Annotated in this window: 24 protein-coding genes and 2 tRNA genes; all 26 read right to left on the reverse strand. The window is 38.0% G+C overall.

Going from position 1 to position 22,377, the window contains the following annotated elements; translation table 11 throughout:
* Window positions 1–43: 43 nt before the first annotated feature.
* Window positions 44–994, reverse strand: coding sequence for an aldolase catalytic domain-containing protein (locus P9X27_02160; GenBank protein ID MDP8253183.1), 951 nt, complete (start codon window positions 992–994; stop codon window positions 44–46).
* An 89-nt stretch (window positions 995–1,083) separates the two neighbouring features.
* Window positions 1,084–2,772 carry an NAD+ synthase gene (locus tag P9X27_02165; protein MDP8253184.1) on the reverse strand — a complete coding sequence of 563 codons (1,689 nt, stop codon included), beginning with the start codon at window positions 2,770–2,772 and terminating at the stop codon, window positions 1,084–1,086.
* 49 nt (window positions 2,773–2,821) lie between these two features.
* Window positions 2,822–4,195: a dihydrolipoyl dehydrogenase gene (gene lpdA / locus P9X27_02170; protein MDP8253185.1), complete on the reverse strand. Its 1,374-nt coding sequence runs from the start codon at window positions 4,193–4,195 to the stop codon at window positions 2,822–2,824.
* 1 nt (window position 4,196) lies between these two features.
* Window positions 4,197–5,099: a hypothetical protein gene (locus P9X27_02175; GenBank protein ID MDP8253186.1), complete on the reverse strand. Its 903-nt coding sequence runs from the start codon at window positions 5,097–5,099 to the stop codon at window positions 4,197–4,199.
* A 66-nt stretch (window positions 5,100–5,165) separates the two neighbouring features.
* On the reverse strand, window positions 5,166–6,089 hold the full coding sequence (locus tag P9X27_02180) for an aminopeptidase (protein ID MDP8253187.1): 924 nt from the start codon (window positions 6,087–6,089) through the stop codon (window positions 5,166–5,168).
* Window positions 6,090–6,097: 8 nt separating this feature from the next.
* Window positions 6,098–6,529 (reverse strand): BatD family protein, encoded by a 432-nt coding sequence (locus tag P9X27_02185; GenBank protein MDP8253188.1) that lies wholly within the window; start codon window positions 6,527–6,529, stop codon window positions 6,098–6,100.
* A 15-nt stretch (window positions 6,530–6,544) separates the two neighbouring features.
* Entirely contained in the window at window positions 6,545–7,411 is an 867-nt protein-coding gene (locus P9X27_02190; protein ID MDP8253189.1) for a bifunctional 5,10-methylenetetrahydrofolate dehydrogenase/5,10-methenyltetrahydrofolate cyclohydrolase, read from the reverse strand.
* On the reverse strand, window positions 7,404–7,991 hold the full coding sequence (locus tag P9X27_02195; GenBank protein ID MDP8253190.1) for a cyclodeaminase/cyclohydrolase family protein: 588 nt from the start codon (window positions 7,989–7,991) through the stop codon (window positions 7,404–7,406). The genes P9X27_02190 and P9X27_02195 overlap by 8 nt, the downstream gene beginning before the upstream one ends.
* Entirely contained in the window at window positions 7,991–9,631 is a 1,641-nt protein-coding gene (locus tag P9X27_02200; protein MDP8253191.1) for a formate--tetrahydrofolate ligase, read from the reverse strand. The genes P9X27_02195 and P9X27_02200 overlap by 1 nt, the downstream gene beginning before the upstream one ends.
* A gap of 111 nt (window positions 9,632–9,742) precedes the next feature.
* Window positions 9,743–10,342: a ribonuclease HII gene (locus P9X27_02205; GenBank protein ID MDP8253192.1), complete on the reverse strand. Its 600-nt coding sequence runs from the start codon at window positions 10,340–10,342 to the stop codon at window positions 9,743–9,745.
* Window positions 10,343–10,353: 11 nt separating this feature from the next.
* Complete coding sequence (gene rplS, locus P9X27_02210) at window positions 10,354–10,734, reverse strand: 50S ribosomal protein L19 (protein ID MDP8253193.1); 381 nt, start codon at window positions 10,732–10,734, stop codon at window positions 10,354–10,356.
* A gap of 9 nt (window positions 10,735–10,743) precedes the next feature.
* A complete protein-coding gene (gene trmD / locus P9X27_02215; protein MDP8253194.1) occupies window positions 10,744–11,436 on the reverse strand; it encodes a tRNA (guanosine(37)-N1)-methyltransferase TrmD in 693 nt (230 codons plus the stop codon).
* Window position 11,437: 1 nt separating this feature from the next.
* On the reverse strand, window positions 11,438–11,716 hold the full coding sequence (gene rpsP / locus P9X27_02220) for a 30S ribosomal protein S16 (GenBank protein ID MDP8253195.1): 279 nt from the start codon (window positions 11,714–11,716) through the stop codon (window positions 11,438–11,440).
* 41 nt (window positions 11,717–11,757) lie between these two features.
* Complete coding sequence (gene murA, locus P9X27_02225; GenBank protein MDP8253196.1) at window positions 11,758–13,020, reverse strand: UDP-N-acetylglucosamine 1-carboxyvinyltransferase; 1,263 nt, start codon at window positions 13,018–13,020, stop codon at window positions 11,758–11,760.
* Window positions 13,021–13,022: 2 nt separating this feature from the next.
* Window positions 13,023–13,832 carry a peptide chain release factor N(5)-glutamine methyltransferase gene (gene prmC, locus P9X27_02230; protein ID MDP8253197.1) on the reverse strand — a complete coding sequence of 270 codons (810 nt, stop codon included), beginning with the start codon at window positions 13,830–13,832 and terminating at the stop codon, window positions 13,023–13,025.
* Window positions 13,819–14,934 carry a peptide chain release factor 1 gene (prfA, locus tag P9X27_02235; protein MDP8253198.1) on the reverse strand — a complete coding sequence of 372 codons (1,116 nt, stop codon included), beginning with the start codon at window positions 14,932–14,934 and terminating at the stop codon, window positions 13,819–13,821. The genes prmC and prfA overlap by 14 nt, the downstream gene beginning before the upstream one ends.
* A gap of 92 nt (window positions 14,935–15,026) precedes the next feature.
* Window positions 15,027–15,108: transfer RNA gene (locus tag P9X27_02240), tRNA-Tyr, on the reverse strand.
* Window positions 15,109–15,131: 23 nt separating this feature from the next.
* Window positions 15,132–15,203 (reverse strand) — tRNA-Thr (locus P9X27_02245).
* Window positions 15,204–15,272: 69 nt separating this feature from the next.
* Window positions 15,273–16,592, reverse strand: a complete 1,320-nt coding sequence (locus P9X27_02250; protein MDP8253199.1) for a hypothetical protein — start codon at window positions 16,590–16,592, stop codon at window positions 15,273–15,275.
* Between the two features lie 33 nt (window positions 16,593–16,625).
* Window positions 16,626–17,666: a tRNA preQ1(34) S-adenosylmethionine ribosyltransferase-isomerase QueA gene (queA, locus tag P9X27_02255; protein ID MDP8253200.1), complete on the reverse strand. Its 1,041-nt coding sequence runs from the start codon at window positions 17,664–17,666 to the stop codon at window positions 16,626–16,628.
* Window positions 17,656–18,792 (reverse strand): SpoIID/LytB domain-containing protein, encoded by a 1,137-nt coding sequence (locus P9X27_02260; GenBank protein ID MDP8253201.1) that lies wholly within the window; start codon window positions 18,790–18,792, stop codon window positions 17,656–17,658. The genes queA and P9X27_02260 overlap by 11 nt, the downstream gene beginning before the upstream one ends.
* Window positions 18,793–18,915: 123 nt before the next feature.
* Entirely contained in the window at window positions 18,916–19,467 is a 552-nt protein-coding gene (locus P9X27_02265) for an epoxyqueuosine reductase QueH (GenBank protein MDP8253202.1), read from the reverse strand.
* Window positions 19,468–19,476: 9 nt separating this feature from the next.
* Window positions 19,477–20,484, reverse strand: coding sequence for a Holliday junction branch migration DNA helicase RuvB (gene ruvB / locus P9X27_02270; GenBank protein MDP8253203.1), 1,008 nt, complete (start codon window positions 20,482–20,484; stop codon window positions 19,477–19,479).
* Window positions 20,481–21,095, reverse strand: a complete 615-nt coding sequence (ruvA, locus tag P9X27_02275) for a Holliday junction branch migration protein RuvA (GenBank protein ID MDP8253204.1) — start codon at window positions 21,093–21,095, stop codon at window positions 20,481–20,483. The genes ruvB and ruvA overlap by 4 nt, the downstream gene beginning before the upstream one ends.
* Complete coding sequence (locus tag P9X27_02280) at window positions 21,092–21,604, reverse strand: crossover junction endodeoxyribonuclease RuvC (protein ID MDP8253205.1); 513 nt, start codon at window positions 21,602–21,604, stop codon at window positions 21,092–21,094. The genes ruvA and P9X27_02280 overlap by 4 nt, the downstream gene beginning before the upstream one ends.
* Window positions 21,585–22,349, reverse strand: a complete 765-nt coding sequence (locus P9X27_02285; protein MDP8253206.1) for a YebC/PmpR family DNA-binding transcriptional regulator — start codon at window positions 22,347–22,349, stop codon at window positions 21,585–21,587. The genes P9X27_02280 and P9X27_02285 overlap by 20 nt, the downstream gene beginning before the upstream one ends.
* Window positions 22,350–22,377: the final 28 nt, after the last annotated feature.

Consider the following 22,377-nt stretch of genomic DNA (forward strand, 5'->3'; position numbering starts at 1 on the left):
ATCTCAAACAGTATTTATAATTAACCTTGCTTATAAAATCTTATTAATCTAGGTCTGAATCTATTATGCTTTCGTAAAACTCGCGATAATTTTCTTTTTTATCACTGTTGCGTAGAGCCATTGCTGCTCTGGGATGTTCATTTAGCATACCTGATATAGCATATGGAATAATATAACCCCATTCTATTTGATCTCTTAAAGAAATAAACTCCTTAGATATCAGGTCTAGGATTGGGCGAATATCGAACTTCGGATTTTTTAGAAAACCTATCAATAGCTCCAAAGGGCAATTACCTGCCGCGCGACCTATTCCGTAAACTGTTCCATCAAGGAAATTAGCGCCGTGTATAATAGCCTCGATTGTATTACCGAAGGCAAGTTGCTGATGATTATGCCCGTGAAAACCTATCTCCTTTGTTTTTATGCTGGATTTAAATCTTTTGACTAACTGTTCAACAGACTCCTGATATAATGAACCAAAGCTGTCTACAATGTAAACAACATCAACGTTGCTTTCCTTTTCAATCTGATCAAGCGCTTCGTCTAAATCAGGTCCCTGATCACGTGAAATTGCCATAATATTAATAGTTGTCTCATATCCTTTTTTGTGAAAATCATTTACCATATGTATTGCCTTATCGACATCCTTAACATAGGAGGCGACTCTTATCATATCAACAGGACTTTCGTTAGCAGGTTTTATGTCATCTAACTCTACACGCTCTACATCAACCATGATAGATATCTTTATCTTGGAATCTATGCCGTCAACTACTTTTCTGATTACTGCATCGTCACAGAACTTCCAGGCACCATATTCTTTAGGTGAGAACAGTTTTTTAGAATTCCTGTAGCCAACTTCCGTATAATCAACATTCGACTCAGATAAAGCCTTATAAACCGCTCTTACAAAATTTTCTTCGAAAAAATGGTTATTAATAAGTCCCCCATCGCGAATAGTACAATCAAATACTTTAATTTGTGGTCGATACATTTCTTCTCCTTTTATTTATTAAAAACTATTTTTTGAAAACACATTATACCAACAAAATATATAATTATCCTTAGAAAATTATAATGTGTTTATATCTTATACCCGCTAGTTATAGGCATCCTCCTATCTTTACCAAAAGACTTAGGTGTAATCTTAATGCCAGGTGGAGATTGACGACGTTTATATTCATTGCTGTCTATCATCTTTATTACTTCTCTTACAACCTTTTTACTAAATCCATCTTTGACTATATCATCAAAACTCATATCTTTCTCAATGTACTTTAAGATTATATCATCAAGCATATTATAGGGAGGGAGCGTATCCTGGTCTTTCTGATTAGGTCGCAATTCCGCAGAAGGCGCCTTCTTTATGATATTTAATGGGATAATAGGCTTTTTATCTAAACTATTTCTCCGTTTAGCCAGTTTATACGCTAAAGTCTTCGTAAGATCCTTGATTACAGCAAAGCCACCAGCCATATCACCATAAAGAGTACAGTAGCCAACAGATACCTCCGATTTATTACCAGTAGTCAAGACTAAATAACCAAACTTATTAGATAGGGCCATTAAAATATTGCCTCTTATTCTGGCCTGAATATTCTCCTCAGCTTTATTGAACTTTAAACCTTTAAAAAATGGCTTCATAGTTTTAAGGTAAGAACTATAGATATCGCCTATAGCAATCTCCATAGTTTTGATTCCTAAATTCGCTGCTAACCTTTGTGCATCTTTAACTGAAGATTTAGACGAATATGCTGATGGCATTATTACTCCCAAGACAGAGCCTGCACCAAGAGCATCTCTTGCTATTGTCGCAACTAAAGCAGAGTCAATACCGCCTGATAAGCCTATGACAACTTTTGAGAAACCATTCTTTAGGACATAATCCTTGGTACCTAAGAGAAGGGCTGAATAGACCTCCTCTAATTCCCCCATAGGATTCTCTTTTGATTTTACAATAATAGGATTCTTTTTATTTGAATTTAAATTTGTCTCAATAAAACTACAGCTCTTTAAAGATCTTCTTTTCTTAATATCTTCAAAATTTAAATCTTTAAAGACAACGTCTTCTTCAAACTGTTTAGCCATGATTTCCAAAGACCCATTGTCGACAATCATGCTGGCACCATCAAAGACAAGCTCATCCTGAGCTCCAACTTGATTAACATATATAATTTTGGATTTACATTCTTTAGATATTCTCTCAAGCAACTTCTTGCGTTGATTAAACTTGCCCATATGATACGGAGAGGCTGAAACATTTATGATTGCATCTACACCACTCCAAATATTTCTAAGGCAAGAACTGTTATCGGTCCAGATATCCTCACATATTGTAATTGCAATCTTTATCCCATCTAGAGATATAACCATAGAATCTTTACCTTTAGAGAAGTATCTGCTCTCATCAAAGACCCCGTAGTTCGGCAAACAGATCTTTCTATAATTCGCTACTATTTTTTTACCTTTTATTATGGCAATACTGTTATATATATTATTTTTGCTTTCTTCAACATAACCTATAAATGCTAGGCCTTTAAAACTATTGTTTTTAATTAGCTTATTAATAGCATCTTTACAATCTTTTCTGAAGTGAGGCTTTAGAATCAGATCTTCAGGAGGATAGCCGCAGAGAGCAAGCTCTGGAAAAACTATAATGTCAGGCTCATTAATAGCTGCCTTTTTTATGCATCTTGCTATCTCTTGACTATTTCCCTTTAAATCTCCAACTAAAGGATTAGTCTGTGCAATGGCGACTCTTAAAGATTTCATATTTAGATTCTAAAGGTATCTCTTAAGCTAAATCAAGCTAATATTAAACCTATATGTAATGTATAGCTTTGTCATTTAAAATCGCCAAAGCTTCTCCGATAACCTCACTTAATGTAGGATGCGGATGCACAACATCTATAAGCTCAGAGTAAGGAATTTTGAACTTTATAGCCATAGTCAGCTCTGTTATTAGTTCTGTAACAGAAGAGCCGACAAGCCCTGCCCCCAATATCGTCTTGCTATTCTCATCTGCAATTAATTTAATAAAACCTTCTCTCTTTGATATCGCCCTTGCTTTACCTAGAGCATTAAAAGAAAATTTTGCAATCTTTACTTTAAAGCCCTGCTCTTTAGCCTCTGCCTCTTCTAAACCTACGTAAGCAATCTCTGGGTCTGTATAGATACAATTAGGAATATAGGAATAGTCTAGTTCTTTTTTGATTCCAATTATATTTGAGACTGCAATATGAGCCCCATAGCTTGCACTATGAGCTAACATAGGCCCGCCAATTAAATCCCCTATAGCATAAAGACCTTTAAGAGATGACTCTGTATTAGAGTTAACAGCGACGAACTTATCTTTTAAATCAATGCCGGTATTATCTAAAACTTCTACGTTGGGATCTCTAGATATAGCAATAAGTGCAATTTGTGATGACAATCTATTCCCCGAAGAAAGATTAAATTCTAAAGACTCTTCTCTTTTTTTAAGATCAACAACTTTAGAAGAACTATATATCTTAACACCCTGCTTAACGAGACTAGACTCAACAACCTTTGAAAGTTCACGCTCAACGTTAGGTAGGATGCTATCCATAGCTTCGACTAAAATTACCTCGCTGCCTAAGCGAGAAAAATGAGAAGCAAATTCAACCCCAATTGCTCCGGCACCTATTATCGTAATTGACTTTGGGATATAATCTAAATCTAATATTGTATCAGAGGAAAACACTCTCTTATTGTCAAACTCTATACCTAAAAGAGGCTTAGGCCGTGAACCTGTTGCAACTATTATATTACTCGCTTCTATCTCTTCAGAACTATCCCCATCTTTAATTAGAATACGGTTTGATGATAAGATCCTTGCCTCTTTAAATATTAAATCCACACCTCTTTTATCCAGCAGAAACTTAATGCCGCCTCGCAAAGATTCTACTAATGAGTCTTTCTCTTTTTTAAGCGACTTATAATCAAGACTTAAGGAGCCTTCTCCTAATCCAAAGTTTTTAGACTCTTTTATTTGAAGATACTTTTCGCTTTGATTTAGAAAATACTTCGTTGGAATGCAACCCCAATTAAGACAGACTCCGCCAAGATAACTCTTCTCTATTAGCAGAGTCTCTACTCCAGAAACGGCGGCAAGGAGGGCAGCCTGATAACCTCCGGGTCCTGCGCCAATTACCGCAAGCTTTACATTTCTCATGCTAACTTAAAATCTTTTTATCTTTAAGAAAACTTAAAGATTCCTTGATCCCCTTTATTGATTCATCTAACTCTTCTTTTTGGAATTGATCTAAATCTAGTTCAATAATCTTCTCTATTCCATTAGATGATATTTCAACTGGAACACCAAATGCTATATCGTTATAATCATACTCCCCATCCAATATAGCCACAGAAGGTATTATCTCTTTTTTATCACTTAATATAGCATCTAAAACAACTTTGACTCCGGCAGCTGGAGCAAAATAAGCGCTACCGCCCTTATAGTAAGATACAATTGTAGCCCCCGCCTCTTTTGTCTCTTCTTTAGAAAGCTCTACATTTTCTCCAGCACCGTCAAAAATGCAGAACATATCCTTGCTATGTGAACCTATGACTTGAGGCTCAAAAACTGTGATATTCTCTCCTATATTCTTGCTTAAATAATACCTAAATCTACCCTTATCTAAAGCACCCGCCATGCCAATAAGCCTTTTTCTATCGATAGCAGTCTTATTGTAGAAATAATATGTTAAAACATCGACCGGATTAGAAACTATTATAAATATAGACTTTTCAATAAGACGTTTGTTGATACCGTTTATTATCTGATCTAATATTTTGGTATTAACCTCAAGGAGGTCAAATCTAGTCATTCCTTCTTTACGCGGCATACCAGCTGTTATCACAACAATATCTGCCTCTACTGTGCTTAGATCTTCAACTACTGTAAATTTAACATCTTTTTTTAATACTCCTCCGGCATGAGAGAGATCTAAAACCTTACCCTTTAAGATGTCTTTCTGAATATCATATATCAATACCTCATCAACAGAATCAGTAAATAGCATAAGATATCCTACATGAGCACCGACATTACCTGCGCCTATAATTAATATCTTCATAATAGATCAGATTTTAGCATAGAGAAGAGACTTTAACAACTCCTGTCATTTCTATTTTGAACTAGGCTAAGATAAGTTTAATCTCTTGGAATCTAAATATATCTTAGGATCAAAGAAAACAGCATCAATATGTATCCCGGCATCCACTTTACCGCCAAAACTCTTATTGGTTCCAAAAGCAAAGTGAGCTGTATTGAGAACCTTCTCATCTTCTAATACATTGCCTGTTACTTTAGCTTCTGGATTTAAACCTATTCCAAACTCTGCTAAATTTAAAGCTTTATCACCAAAACTAGATATAGAATTCATAAACTTGCTAGGCTTACTCTTGATAAGTCTACCTCTCTCAATCCAGACCTTTACATCTTTGCTTAACCTGCCAAGGCCAGCAATTGAACCATCTATAACAATAACACCATTAGCTGAACCTTCAAGAGGTGCTATAAAAGCTTCGCCTGCAGGAAGATTGCCGAAGTCACCCTTATTTTTATAAATACCGTAATCTCCAAGGCCAATTCTACTCTCTATTGAAAAAGAGATATCGGTACCTTTAGATGTTAGAACCCTGACCATTTTGGCTTTAGAGAGTTTGTCAGAAATCATTTTGACTAGACGTTTAATCTCCCTATAGTCCAGACTTAAACTACGCATTGCAACTTCATAGCTTATCCCAGGCATAGAAGCAATTCTAACCCCTGATTTAGAAGCCTCTCTTCTAGCTCTAGTATGCGAGAGTGATTTTGAGGTCATAAGTAAAGCAACATCTGCAGTCTTAAGGATTTTAGCCACCGCAGAGGAAGGCTCTTGGCCATCTACTTCCATATCGGGTATTTTAACGAAGAGAGATTCAGGTCCTAACTTTAAAGAGATACCGTAGAAGAGATCGGCTATTGGATAAAGCAATCTATCTGTTATAAAGAGAAGGCTCTCTCCTCTCTTAAGCCCCATGGAGTTAAACAATACATTATTTAAGAGAGCAACGTTTTTCATAGCCAAATCTAATTTTTACTATTTTTACTCTCTAAACTATCGCTATATTTTTCAGATAAATTATTATTTTTACTCTTACCAACCTTTATCTCTACAGTTTCAACATCATATTTTATGCCCCCTGCTTCTACTTTAAATCCGGATATTTCAAGAGACCCTTCTTTAAGCGGGGCAAGCATGAAGATAAATTCTACAGAAGAGACCGCATCTCCAGTAGAGGTATTGAACTTGCTCGTCTTTCTGTTAGAGATAATATTAAAATCTTGAAGCTTAGGAATATTTAAAGTCGGCGTTGCTTTTAAGTCTCCTGCTATTAAAATCTTATACTTTAAAACCTCACCCAAAGATATACTCTCTCGATCTATGGAATATTCTATAGAGAACTCTTGAGCATAAAGACTGCTGGTTACCAAAAGCAAAAGAATCAAAAAATACTTCATCGATATTTGAATAGATTAGATTCTAATATTACGTCTCTTCTTAAGAGCCAGCAATAGATTCCTCATCAGCATAACTGTTGTGACTGGACCTACACCAGCAGGGACAGGAGTAATATAGCTAGCCCTCTTTTTAGCTTCCTCAAACTCAACATCTCCCACAATATTAGTGCCGACCTTATTTATGCCTACATCTATAACAATAGCACCCTCTTTTATCCATTCACCTTTTATAAGCCCAGGCTTACCAACAGCCACAATGAGAACATCTGCTCTTTCAACATGAGCTTTTAACCTCTTGACCTTTGAGGTACCAATATGACAAAGAGTGACGGTTGCAAGCTTGTCCGCAAGCAGCATGGCCAATGGCTTACCAACTATATGGCTATGTCCAATTACTACAACTTCAGAACCAACATAGTCTTCAACGCAGCTATCTAAAATATTCATAATAGCTGCAGCTGTAGGTGGTATCAATGCTGGATTAGAAGAGATAAGATCACCGAGATTCATAGGGTGAATTCCTTCAATATCTTTAACTGGATCTATATCCAAAAGCAATGACCTGCAATCAAGAGAATCCGCCAGAGGCTGCATAATCATAATACCGTCTAAATTAGAATCGCTGTTTAAGCTGGAGAGCTTCTGCTTTAAATTAGCCAGACTGAAATCTTGGCCCAATTTAAAGATCTGATATTCAACTCCTAAATAAGCTGCTAGTTTAGATTGAGCCTTTACATATATATCCGAAGCTGAATCACTACTGAAACAGAAAGCTGCCATCCTTGCTTTAACGCCATAAGATTCCTCTAACAAGAAGAATTCCTTTTTTAAACCTTCGGTCAAAACCAAGGCTATGTTTTTACCATCTATTATATTATTCATTCTCTATCTCCATCCTGATTCTTTTAAAATCTTCCCTTGCTCTTGCAATCTCCTTTTCATCAAAACCTGAAAATTCCTTAAGACTCATATCAATAGATTTTAAATTTATTTCAACGAAAATTAAAGCAGAATTAAATGCTGCCTCTAAAAAACTGACCGCAGCTATAAGATCCGAAACAAACGTCTTTTTAATCTTACTTGCAGATCTATTTATTAGATCAAGGGCAGCTACGGCTACTCTGATCATATCAAGGGGAACAGATGCTGCCTCACAATAAGCCTTCTGCATCTCGTCTCTATTAGCTGATTTATCTTTAATCAAATCATTTAATCTCAAATAGACCTCTCTATCTCTATCGATTAGAGCTAAAGTCTTTTCTGTGGCTTGATTTAGGAACAGCTCTATATTTTTAAGATCTTCTTTTTCGAAATTATTAAAACTATACAACAGACATTTCTTATACAGAGATACCCCGCAGCAGAGTACAGCAGCAGTAACGCTGCCTCCGCCTGGAGCTGGGATCTTCTCTCCTACACCAACCAGATACTCCTTTAAGCTGCTGTCTATTAATCTATCCATTAAAAAAGCCCCTGGTATTCTCCTTTAGAAAATTTTATGTTCTCAAGCACCGGATGCTTGGGCAACCCAGGCAAAAGAAGCATATCTCCTGTAATCGGTATTAAGAAACCTGCACCACTTGATATCACAACATCTTTTATCAGCAACCTCCAATCCTCTCTAACCCCTTTAATTCTCGGATTGTGAGTCAAAGAGAACTGGGTCTTGGCTATACTCACTGGAAGCTTACCATAGCCGAGGCTCTGAAATGAATCTATCTTCTCCTCTGCCTCTTTCGTATAATCAACCCCAGAAGCTCCATAGATATCTTCTGCTATTTTTAAAATTTTACTCTTAAGAGTCTGATTTAAACCATAGAGTGTTTTCATCTCACTCTTTCCTGAAGAGATGCTCGACAAAACCTTCTCTGCCAATTCATATCCGCCTTTAGAACCTTTAGCATACACATCAGATACTGCAACCTCAACCCCTAAAATATTAGAACAATAATCTTTCAAAGATTCAATCTCGCTATCCTTATCTTGCTTAAACCTATTTATACAGACAACGGGCTCAAGATTAAACCTACGCACAATTCCAATATGGTGCGAGAGATTGGCTAATCCCTTTTTTAAAGCAGCACTGCTGGCTCTGTTTATGTTTTCTAAATTAAGACCGCCATGATATTTTAAGGCCCGCAAAGAGACTACTAGCACAACTGAGGATATTTTAAAACCGCCCTTTCTGGCTACAATATCTATAAATTTTTCAAATCCCAGATCAGACCCGAAACCTCCTTCTGTTATAACATAATCTGCGAGCTTTAAAGCCATCTCAGTAGCTACAAGGCTAGAGTTACCATGGGCTATATTAGCAAACGGGCCAGTATGCACAAAGACGGGGTCACCCTCTTGAGTCTGAATGAGATTAGGCATCATAGCGTCTTTTAGAAGAAGCGATATTGCAGGTACAACTTTTAGATCTTTAGCATAAACAGGAGCACCATCTTTATCGTAAGCAACCATAATGCGAGAGATCATTCTTTCGATATCTCTTCTGTTTTTAAAAAGAGCAAGTATAGCCATCAGCTCAGATGCAGATGTAATCTTAAAACCGCTATTCCTAGGATAACCCTTATCCTTCAAGCTTAGACCAATAGAGATATCTCTTAAAGTTCTATCATTTACATCTAAAACTCTATCCCAAAGCACTCTATCTTTATCGATACCCAGCTTATTTCCCCAGTAAATATGGTTATCTATAACAGCAGCCAAAAGATTATGAGCAGCAGTAATAGCATGGAAGTCGCCTGTTAAGTGGAGATTTACATCGGAGAATGGATAGAGGGAGGCTTTTCCGCCTCCAGCTGCCCCTCCTTTTCTACCAAAGACAGGCCCCAGCGAAGGCTGGCGCAAACAGAGTAAGGCCTTTTTACCCATTCTATTCAAACTTTGAGCTAATCCTATAGATGTTGTTGTTTTACCTTCACCTGAAGGAGTAGGGTTTATAGAGGTTACGAATATGAGCTTACCTTCTTTTCTATTTTCAAACTTCTCTCGAACAGACAATTTAACCTTGGCTTTAAAGTCTCCATAGGCTAAATAATCCTTACTACTTAATCCAATTCCGCTTGCAACATCTGTAATTTTCTTGATTTTCATAAAAGATCTCAATTTAAAAATATAGTTAAAACATAACTATAGAATAGGATATAACAATATTTCTAATTTTGGAATCTTAATCTATAAAATATACAGAATAAAAAAATATCACTAAACTTCAAAGACTCTATTCTTTAGAGGTGCAAACGTCTTTCTATGTATCGGCGATGGGCCGTTAAGACGAAGTAGCTCCATATGCTCTTTTGTGCCATATCCCTTATTTTGAACAAAATTATAATTACCATACTTATTACCTATCTCTATCATATACCTATCCCTTGTTACCTTGGCTATAATAGAGGCAGCTGAAATAGAGAAACATATTCTATCTCCTCCCGGTATCGGAATCTGAGTCAGCTTTAAATCTAGAGTTATATTCCCATCTATAAGCACTAATTCGGGATTTAAGTCCAGCGAGAGAACAGCTTCCTTCATAGCAAGCTTTGTAGCTTCTAAGATATTTACTTCATCAATCTTCTGATGGGAGATACTAGAGGTCGCAACTTTAGCAAATTTAGATATCTTTAAAAACAGCTCTTCCCTCTTAGAGGCACTTAGGAGCTTAGAGTCTTTTATCTCGTCTTTAAAGATGCTACTTCTATTCTTTAACACTTCTTTGCTGAATAATACTGCAGCTGCTGTAACAGGGCCTGCAAGCGCTCCACGCCCTACTTCATCTACCCCTACAATCAGGGAGAGGCCATCTTCTATAAGACTATCTTCTATTTTTTCTCCTTGACTACTTTTCTTGAACCGCCTATTTTCTCTTTGACTCTTGTTGCCTTCTTGCCTATCCTCTCTCTTAAATAGTAGAGCTTTGCTTTTTTGACATCTCCCATTTTTACAACTTCCACCTCTTCAACAGCAGGTGAGTGAAACGGAAAAACCTTCTCTACGCCTTCGCTATAACTTATCTTTCTTACAGTAAAGGCTCTTCCTATACCTGAACCACCTATAGCAATAACTATACCTTCAAAGATCTGCTTTCTACGCTTCTCTCCTTCCTGTATCTTAATATGGACCTTAACAGTATCTCCCACATTAAATTTAGGCAGCTGTTCTTTTCTATACTTCTGCTCTACTTCTCTGATAATATCTTTCATCTCTCCTCCTTATATTTTATTACTCTTTTTAAACTTATCGTATAAATCCGGCCGCAATCTCTCTGTCTTATCCAACGACTTTTTAAGTCTCCACTGTTCTATCTCTTTATGATCACCGCTTAAAAGAACATCCGGAACACTCCAGCCATTAAAATCAGCTGGCCTTGTATATTGAGGGTACTCTAGCAACCCTCTACTGAAAGACTCCAATTCATTTGCATCTTCATTGCCTAAAACATCCGGCAAGAGACGTATCAGAGAATCTATAATGACCATTGCAGGCAATTCCCCGCAAGTCAATATATAATCCCCTATAGATACCTCTTGATCTATTAAATGCTTCCTGACCCTTTCGTCCACATCTTCATAATGACCGCAGATCAAAATAATATGACTTCTAGTCTTTAACTCTACTAAGTAGCTCTGCTCTAGTCTCTTTCCAGAGGGACCAAGAAGTATGACATGAGAGTCCTCTCTTCTTAGCTCATTTAAAGCTTTAAATATAGGTTCTGGCTTTAAGACCATTCCCGGCCCTCCGCCAAACGGCCTATCATCTACAGTACCTCTCTTATCAGATGTCCAATCTCTTAAATCATGAAGATTTATATCTACTAGTTCTTTCTCTTGAGCCCGTTTCAATATAGACTCAGAAATTACCGGCTCAAACATACCTGGAAAGAGAGTCAAAACATCTATAACCATCTTACTTTTTCTTCTTAATTGCTTTTTTAAATTCGTCTGGATCTATTCCGTTTTTTTTCATCAAAGACTTAACGGTCTCACTTACTTGGGCTCCTTTCTTAATCCAATCCATAGCCTTCTCCTTGTCAATCTTAGCCTGGTCAGCCTCTTTCTTAGGATCATAGCATCCAATCTGTTCTATAAACTTACCATCTCTTGCAGCCCTAGAATCAGCTACAACTATCCTGTAATGAGGAACTTTCTTCTTACCTATTCTTCTTAACCTGATCTTAACAGCCATCTCCTACCTCCTTAGAATTAAAATTTACTACACCAATACATTTATTCTTTTACCCTCTCTATTTGGGCACCCAAACTTCCCAACTTCTCCACTATTCTCTCATAACCTCTGTCTAAATGATAGACCCTAGATATAATAGTATCACCCTCTGCAACTAATCCAGCTAAAATCAATGCCGCTGAAGCTCTTAAATCTGAAGCCATTACATCAGCAGCGCTTAAACTGCTTACTCCTTTAATTATAGCGGTAGGGCCCTCTAGAGCTATATCCGCCCCCATTCTCTTTAACTCTCCTGCATGAATAAATCTTTCAGGAAAAACTTTCTCGGTTATAACGCTGACTCCATCGGAAACTACAAGAAGAGACATAAACTGAGCCTGCATATCAGTAGGAAAACCTGGATAAGGTAATGTTGTTATTTCAGACGAACTCAATCTGCCATTAGATTTGATGCTTATGCCATCCTCTCTTACATCAATAACACAACCTATGCTGTCAAGAGCATCTATAACAGCGCCAAGATGTTCTACTTTAGCATTCCTTATAAAAACATCCCCTCCTGTTATAGCGGCTGCAATCATATAGGTTCCTGCTTCAATCCTATCAGGTATAACACTATGCTTTGCTCCATGCAGCTTCTGGACACCTTCTATCTGTATTATAGGAGTGCCAGCTCCTTCAATCTTAGCCCCCATCTTATTTAAAAAATCGGCCAAATCAGCAATCTCAGGCTCTGAAGCAGCAGCCTCTATGTGAGTCTCTCCTTCGGCCAAAGTTGCAGCCATCATAATATTTGCAGTTGCAAGAACAGAGGAACCAAAAGGGCCGCCTAAATATAAACGCCTACCTTTAAGAGAGTCGGCCTCAGCATTAATATAACCATGCTTGCATTCTATCTTTGCACCTAAAGATTTTAATCCCTTGAGATGGAGATCTATCGGCCTTCTCCCTATAATGCAGCCCCCTGGAAAAGAGACCCGCGCCTTTCTCTTTCTAGCCAGAAGAGGACCCAAAATACATATTGATGCTCTCATGGTTTTGACCAACTCATAAGAAGCTTCGTTACCTAAAAACTCTTTTGGCTCTATATAAAGCCTCTTATCTTCCTGCCTAACCAATACGCCCAAGCATCCTAAAATCTGAATCATAGTCTTAACATCTTTCAAATTAGAGACATTATCTATAATGCACTCTTCGTCGCTAAGTAATGTTGCAGCAAGGATAGGAAGCAGAGAGTTCTTTGCTCCCGATATATCCACGCTGCCAACCAATCTATTAGAACCTCTTATCTTTATTTTATCCATTTTTAAAAACCTATAACCATCACTCTCTCTTTATGCTCTAGATCCTCTATGAACTCTAACTTTTCAGCCCCGCCTAACTCTCTCTCATATATAAACCTATGCTCAGGATCTATCTCTATAACCATCCTGCCGCCTTTTTTTATAACAGCAGAGGCCTCGACTATCAATTTAAGCGTAAACTCATAACCATTCTCTCCTCCAAAAAGAGCCTCCCTAGGTTCCTTTTTAACCTCAGGAGACAAAACACCCTCTTGAGAGAATGCTATATAAGGAGGATTTGAAACCAAAAGATCAAAAAAACCCTCTTTTTTAATAAATCCAACCGAATCGCCCTTTACAAACAAAACATTTGATATAGAACCGTTTAAAACTGCGTTCTCTGACGCAACTCTAATTGCAGTAGGGCTAATATCGGTGGCAACAATTTTACAATCGCTAAATAATTTTGTCAAACATATAGCTATTACGCCAGTTCCTGTACCTATCTCCAGTATCTTCAGATTCTTATACCCGAAATACTCTTTAGCTATATAATCAACAATGACTTCGGTCTCCGGACGTGGAATAAAAACACCTTCTTCTACATTAAAATCAAACCCGTAAAAATTAACATTTGATGTTAAATATTGTAAAGGTATACCTCTCTTTCTTTGGCTCAAAAAATAATCCATCTCACTTAAAGGAAAATTTTCAACTTCAGCCATATAGAGTTCGCTCCGACATTTCAAGTTTAAGATAGAGAGCATTATCTCCTCTACTTCTCTCTTTGAGATCTCACTGCTATATCTACTTACAATATCAACCGCTCTCATCTATATTCCCTTTAAGTTTAAACTTTTTGAACATCTCCTTTCTCTCTTCTATTGTCAGAGATTCGACCACTTCATCAATATCTCCATTTAATATTCCTTCAAGTTTATACAGAGTCAAATTTATTCTATGATCTGTAACTCTGTTGTCAGGAAAATTATAGGTCCTTATCTTCTCGCTTCTATCCCCTGTCCCAACAGATACACGCCTCTTCTCATCGCGCTCTCTTTCCTGAGTTCTTATCTGAAAATCCAATAATCGCGCTTTTAAAATCCTCATCGCCTTCTGTCTGTTCTTTATCTGTGAACGCTCGTCTTGACAGGCAACAACAATACCTGATGGAAGATGGGTAATCCTAACCGCAGAATCAGTAACATTAACATGCTGCCCTCCTGCTCCAGACGCCCTATAAGTGTCTACCTTTAAATCCTTGGTATCTATTTTAACTTCAACCTCTTCTGGTTCCGGCAAAACAACTACAGATACGGCCGAAGTGTGAATTCGACCTCCCGTCTCAGTTGAAGGCACGCGCTGAACCCTATGAACCCCGCTCTCGTACTTCATATGCTGATAGACATCTCTGCCTGAAATAGAAAAGATCAACTCTTTAAAACCGCCCAAAGGAGTAGGGCTTGAATCCATAACCTCCAATCTCCAGTTCTGCTTCTGAGCAAACCGGCTATACATCTTATATAGGTCTGCAACAAAAAGTCCGGCTTCATCTCCTCCTGTTCCTGCACGTATCTCAAAAATTATATTTTTATAGGCTTCAGAGGGTATAAAAGTATCTAGTATCAGTCTCTCTATCTTTACATTAATACCGTCTATCTCAGCGCTAAGTCTTTCTCTCTCCTCTCCAGCCAGCTCTTTCATATCTTGAGCTACACCGCTCTGATCTAACATTTCGGTTATCCCTTTTAATTCCAACTCTTTCTCTTCTAGCAATTTAGCCGCAGCAACAACATTCTCATAACGGGCTCTCTCTTTAGCATACTCCTGGCAAATACCATAATCAGAAGCAATCTCAATCTGAGATAACTTAGAGACAATCTCGTCGTACTTCTGGCGTATCTGATCCAATGCTGACCTATACTCTTCTTTCATAGAGAAAATATTAACAGACTTTTTTAATTACTTCAATTAGATAGAGAGGGACATAAGATTCTAAGCAGAGATTAAAAACATAATATAAAAAATGGGCAGGGAAGGATTTGAACCTCCGAAGCCGTTGGCAGCAGATTTACAATCTGCCCCCGTTGTCCACTTGGGTACCTGCCCATAAATTTAAATATCTCTTTAAAAGCTGGCGGAGGGATTCGAACCCCCGACCTGAGGTTTACAAAACCCCAGCTCTACCACTGAGCTACGCCAGCATATTGTACGATACAAAGAACTGATGATTTATGAAATTGTACAGCAAAAAAGAAAAAAATCAACTTCTTTTAATTTAAATAATTGAGATACCCTGATATTTGCTCTCTCGAAACAATAGACTCCCGCATCCCTGCTAAATCACCTTGCTCACGATAAATATCATAGGCCTCTTTGTAAGCCGCCCTGGCTTCCTGATATACTTTCAACATCTCCTCTTCTGCATCTATCTCTGTAATCTCCTGAGCATGCTCTCTTAGCATATCACCCCGCATTACCCAAAGAGAGGCCTCCTTCATGCGATCTACTGCTTCTCCTGTCTGATATGCATATCTTCTTCTATTCATTGCAGCCCAAAGAATAGACCTAGAAGCTAAGCCATACTCTCCTCTATCTCTATTGATTTCAAATGCTCTTTCAGAAGACTCTGAAGCTTTTTCCCAGTCTTTTACTAACTCATAACTACGCGAAGCTAAGGCAAATGATTTTGCAGCACTATCTCTCTCATCAATATTTTTCTCTCCACCAGCTCGATAAATCTCTAAACATAGTTCAGCTGCCCTAAAACTTAAATCAGCGCTAGTGTAAGTCAAATCCGAATCGCCACCTCTCTCCGCTGACAAACCCTCGTATCTATGCGCAGCTCTTTTATAAAACTTAATAGCTATACCATAAGCTCCCAACTTATCATATAAAAAGGCTTCCATCTCCTCACACTGTGCTAACTGAATACCACCTTCATTATCTTGAAAATACGCCCTGGCTTTATTAAATCTGATTAAAAATTCTTGCATAAAACTACCCTCGAAAATAACCCCCTCCATCCCTTGGTAATAGAGGACCATCGAAGATGCTAGAGTTCGAAAATTATTTATATCTATATCGGCAATCTCATCACAAGTCATATCATACATAATGCTTGATACCTGAGCCATGGAGCTATTTTGACTGTTTATATCCCCCATTAACAAATAACATCTGGCTATTTTTGTAAAACAGATCGCACTAAGAATCTTATCTTCAACGCTAAGAGCGATATCCCTGCATTGAATCAATAATTCCTGGGCTTCTTCAATGCAGATATTTACCTCACTATTATAATCTATCTTTTGATATAGTGATGCTGCTTGGACTAGTATACCTGCCCTCTCAAGAGGATCGCTAAGATAGCCTTGAGATCTAATAGCATTTTTTAAATACAATAAAGCTGCCGTATAATCTCCTGAGCCGACAACTTCCTCAGCCTGTTTTATTAGGCTGCCTGCTTCGTTGAAAATTTCAGCCTGAGAGAGCTGGAGCCTATTGACTCTACGGGCTAAGACAATCGGAGATAGAAATAGTGAAGAGATAAATATAATACTAATTGAACTTACTAGACAACCCCACCTCATGGATTAATTATACCATAAGATGTCTATAGAATCTTAAATTATAAACATGGCATCCCCATAAGAATAGAACCGAAACCTCTCTTCTACCGCCTTTCTATATCCGGAGAAAAGAAGATCCCGCCCGGCAAAAGCCGAGACTAAGAGTAAGAGGCTTGTCTTAGGCAAGTGAAAGTTAGTTATTAAAGCATCTATAATTTTGAATTTATACCCCGGCTTGATAAACATGTCTATCTCTCCTTCACCAGGCTTAATCCCTGACTCTCCATCTTCAGAGTATGCCTGTGACTCCAGAACTCTAACCGTTGTAGTGCCAACAGCTATAATCCTTTGGCCATCCTTTTTGGCTTTATTAATTCTAGAGGCACTCTTCTCTGATATCTTATAATACTCTCTATGAAGTCTATCTCCACTAAGACCAACCTCATCTAAAGGCTTGAAAGTCGCATAGCTAACATGGAGTAAGAGGTCTACGATATCTACACCGATAGACTCTATCTTAGAGATTAAATCCGAACTAAAATGAAGGCCTGCAGTAGGAGCAGCAACCGAACCTGGATTCTGAGCATAGACTGTCTGATAACGCTCTCTATCCAATGCTTCGGCTTTTCTCTTTATATAGGGAGGTAGAGGCATATTACCGTACTCTAAGAGATAGTCAAATCCAGGATCAAACATAAGCTTAATCGCATTAAAAGAATCTTGCCTGCCTAAATAGATTGCCTTTTTATCTCCGGGAAGAAATATCTCTTCATTAGCCCTCAGCTTGCCTCTCAATTTCATTAAAACAATATTCTCACCTTTAATCGGTTTATTGAGAAACAGGATCTCTATTTTACCTCCTGTACTTCTACTTGCAAACAGGCGGGCTGGAATAACTTTTGAAATATTTCTAACTAAAACATCGCCTTTCTTAAAATAACTCAGAATATCTCTAAAGATTTTAATCTCAATATCTCTCGCCTCGCGATCTAGCACCATAAGGCGAGACTCTTCTCTTTTCTGTGTTGGATAATACGCAATCGACTCTTTATCCAAGTCGTAATTATAGTCTTCTAGATCTATTTTACTTCTCATCCCAAATAATCTTCTTTATTTCAGAGCCTGGATAGTAATACTCCAAAATCTCACGGAAATCATACCCTTTTTTAGACATGCCGTAGGCACCCCACTGACAGAGTCCAATGCCATGGCCCCAGCCATAACCCCTAATACTTATAACGCCGTCTATCTTATCAAGCGCAAATAGTCTACTTCTTATAATATCTGCTCCTAGAATACTCCTGAACTCTTTAGCAGAGATAAGATATTCCTTGCTGTCTGCAAAAATCTCAATCGTCTTCACATAATCGTTCCCGTAACGCTCCTTAACAAATATTTTATCTATATTATTTAAGTTGTATCCAGACTTACTAAAGGCGGCTTTAAAATCTTTAACCTTTATCTTCTTGTCCCAACGGTAATGCTTGGAGTAGCGGCAGAAATCACAGCTCACCCCACCAAGAGGAGGGGTCTCCATCTTCCAGAGGTGTTTTACATCATCCGTATGTCCGCCGCATGTTGAATGATAGAAAGTAGGCAGAACATTACCACCGTACATCAGTATTAACCCTTCGGTAGATAAAACAGCTCTCTTTATACGCCAACGCTCACCAAGCTTGCCCCCATAGACTTGAGATAAGACATCAGATGTTAAATCATAACTCTTATTCTTGTTCATCTCTTTCATATACAATGCATAGGTACGAGCAGCTACAGCCTGAGCCTTTAGAGATTCCATCGGCCACCAATGTGCAACCTCATACTCCAAAACTCCCTTTAAATAGTCTTCAAGTGATATAATATTGACAACGGCCAGGCTCCCGTCTTTCTTTATAAACCTCATTTTCCCGCGATAAGGCCTAGAGTCTACATAAATAGCCCCATCTTTTTGCGGTAAAACTTCGACTGCAAAAACATTGTAATAACTTCCTCCAATCCTTATACCTTTACTATTATCTACAGAGATATCTGTCTTTAAATTCCTGCCTCGATCCAGCTCTTCCTCTGTAAAAGGAAGCTGCACTCTGTAATCTCCTTTAACCAGAAGACGGCAGCTCTTAATATTTTTTTTAATGACTACTCTTAAAGAGTCTTCTAAAGAAAGACCATTTTTGGACAATAAGAGCAACCCAACGATAAAAAAAGGTAATATCTTTTTCATTTTCTAATTAAACACCTCATATATAATAGGCCGGCAATGATTAAACATTCATCTCCTTGAAATAATGATATGATAGGTATTCTAGACAGAAAGGTCAAGCGTAGATAGCGCCGCTCAGCTACTCTAACTCTTAGATTTTACCCTCTCTTCTCTATCGAGCTCACTGAATATGCAACCGCAATAGTTTTGCCTGTAAAGATCAATCTCTTTCGCCCTGCGTCTTCCTTCTGAATAAAACTTTCTAAAATTAGAAGATATGAAATTTAACCCGTATTCCCGGCCCACCTCCTCACCTATCTTAGTTATCTCTTCTTGAGACTGATAAGGGCTTATCAAAAGCGTAGTAGTAAAACTATCGAATCCTTCATTTTTTGCAAACTTAGCCGTTAATTTGAGCCTAAGCTTCCAGCAGTACCAGCATCTCTTAGGGCTTTGGTGTTCAGCAGTCAAGTTTTTGAAAAAAGAATAAGGATTATAATCTAAATATTTACAATTTAAATCAGATAACTTGCAGTATTTAAGAAGCGCCTCTTCTCTTCTCCTAAACTCTGAATAAGGGTGAATATTGGGATTAGCATAATAACCAAGAATATTATCAAAACCTATTCTTTTAGCTTCATTAACTACCTCAATTGCACATGGCGCACAACAGATATGGATCAAGATACCGTTCATAAAGATAGACTAAATAACTGCTTTGTCTTTATTAGGCTTTAAATGCTTGTAAGCAAGATCGGTTGCCTCTCTTCCTTGACGAGTCCTCTTTAGGAATCCAGCCTTTAGGAGATAGGGCTCAACAACATCTATTATAGTATCCGGCTCTTCATTAAGAGCTGCAACCAAAGCATCTATTCCAACAGGACCACCTTTATACTGTTCTATTATTGTCGAAAGCACTCTTCTATCAATGTGGCTTAAACCTAAATCATCAATCCCTTCCTTCTCCAGCGCAATAGATACAATTGAAGCGGTAATATTGCCATCGAATTTAACTTGAGCATAATCACGTACTCTACGTAAAATCCTGTTGGCTATACGCGGCGTACCGCGAGAACACCTTGCTATCATCAGAGCCGCCTTTTCTTCGATTGGAATATCCATCAGATTCGCAGAGCGCTTAACGATATGTGAGAGCTCATCAGGCTGATAAAAATCAAGATGATGATAGATGCCGAACCTAGCCCTTAAAGGAGCTGACAATAGCCCTGAACGCGTAGTCGCTCCAATAAGAGTAAAACGTTTAAGATGAAACTTTATTGTCCTTGCATATGGTCCTTTATCTATGATGAAATCAATCTTGAAGTTCTCCATTGCTGAATAGAGAAATTCCTCAACAGTTTTAGATAGCCTGTGAATCTCATCTATGAAGAATACATCGCCCTCATTAAGATTGGTGAGTATACCGACCAGGTCTCCAGCTCTATCAATGCTAGGGCCAGAAGTAGTAATAACATTTGAACCCATCTCATGGGCTATGATGTGAGCAAGGGTTGTCTTGCCTAACCCCTGGGGGCCTGAGAAAAGAACATGATCTATCGGCTCCTTCCTCTTTAAGGCAGCCCTAACACCTATACTTAAACCCTCTCTAACCCGCCCCTGGCCTATAAACTCACCTAACTTCTTAGGCCTTAAGGATATATTTAGTATCTGCTCCTCATCCTGAATGTTTTTACTTATAATCTCTTCTTTCATCTATCCGTTATCCTCACCCTATATATCTCATTGAGCAGCTCTTCCACGTTCTTAGGCTCTGAATTTCTAATAAACGCTTTGTCTATCATCTCCTCAGCTTCGCTCTTTTTATACTGCAGCTGAAGCAATACATCAAGAGCCTCATCTCTAATGCCAGAATCCACTTTTAATAATTTTCTAACCCCTTCTTGAACCAAGGCATATTTACCTACTTTGCCCTGTAGCTTTGCTATAATCAGCCTTGCTTTCTGCTGTCCTATGCCAGGGAGAGAACTTAAGAATTTCTCATCCCCTTTATCAATTGCAACAGCAAGCTGAGAGGCGGGATACTTAAGTGCTTTGATTGCAACCTTAGCGCCAATGCCTGATATCTTGATAAGATTTTCAAAAAACTCTCTCTCAACATAATTTCTGAAACCTATTAAAACAGGTATCATTTTATTGCCTTCATTCTGGTAATAGCTATATATAACAAGATCTATCTCCTGACCCCTCTCTAAACCCTGCAGCACAGAATCCGGAATTAAAATTTCATAACCAAAAGCTCCGCTCGATACAACAATACTGCTCTCTCTAATATCCCTTATAGCTCCTTTAAGCCTTGAGATCATAAGACTTGAACCTTTCTTGTCGTTATTAAGAAGTGGGCTAAGGCTGTAGCTAGAGCATCAGACTCGTGCAAGTTGCCTGCCCCTTTCAGGTCAAACCCATCTTCTATCATTTTTGCAACCTGCTCTTTTTTGGCATTTCCGCGGCCTATAATAGTTTTCTTTACTTTTGTTGCTGTCAAATTGACTAACTTTATATTTTTCTGAGATACCGCAAGCTCCACGACTCCTTTTACATTAGCCATCTTTAAGCCTGCTTGAGGATAAGAAGAATTGGAGTATATATCTTCAACAACAACAACGTCTGGCTTCAATTCAGATAAAAGTTTCTTAAATTTTGAATGTATATACTTAAGCCGCTCTTCAAGAGATTTCTTGGAGTCAGAAGTTATAGTGCTAAAATTTAAAATATTGACGCTCTCTTTAAAATTAGATGGATTGCAGCCTTCGCTGACTTCAATTAAGGCATGCCCGCTATTGTCTAGCCCAGGATCAACTCCTAGTATCTTCACCAGCAACCTCTTCTATAATCTCATCCGGTATATCGAAATTAGCGTAGACATCCTGAACATCATCGTGAGACTCTATCTCTTCCAGCAACAATAGCACCTGCTTTGCATCATGCCCGGTCAGCTTTACGGTATTAGAAGGGATCATCGTGATATCAGCAGAGATATAATCAACATTATTGTCTCTAAGCTTGTTTTTAATATTTTCAAAATTATTGACAGAAACAATAATCTCGTAATTGCCATCCTCAGTCTTCATATCTTCTGCTCCAGCATCTATAACCATACTCAAAAGAGTATCTTCGTCTATAATATCTACAGAGGCTACTATTAAACCTTTTCTCACAAAAATCCAAGCTACAGAACCAGCTCCAGCCATATTTCCACCACGTTTGCTAAATATATTTCTAATATCAGACGTAGTCCTATTTTTATTATCAGTCAATGCCTCAACAAGAATAGCAACCCCGGCAGAACCATACCCCTCATACTGCACCTGCTCATAGCTTACTCCGGGCAACTCCCCGGTTCCTTTTTTAATTGCTCTCTCAACATTATCGTTAGGCATGTTGGCTTCTTTAGCTTTATCCATAACTTGTCTCAAGTGAGGATTAGCACCTGGATCTCCGCCGCCATCTTTGGCTGCTACAGTAATCTCTTTAGCAAGCTTACTAAAGATTTTACCCTTTTTAACATCAGCAGCACCTTTTTTATATTTTATATTCGACCATTTAGAATGTCCGGACATTACTCTCTCTCCTTCATAAGTACAGATA

Origin of the sequence: Candidatus Kaelpia aquatica, assembly GCA_030765335.1 — a bacterium.
Taxonomy (GTDB): domain Bacteria; phylum Omnitrophota; class Gorgyraeia; order Kaelpiales; family Kaelpiaceae; genus Kaelpia; species Kaelpia aquatica.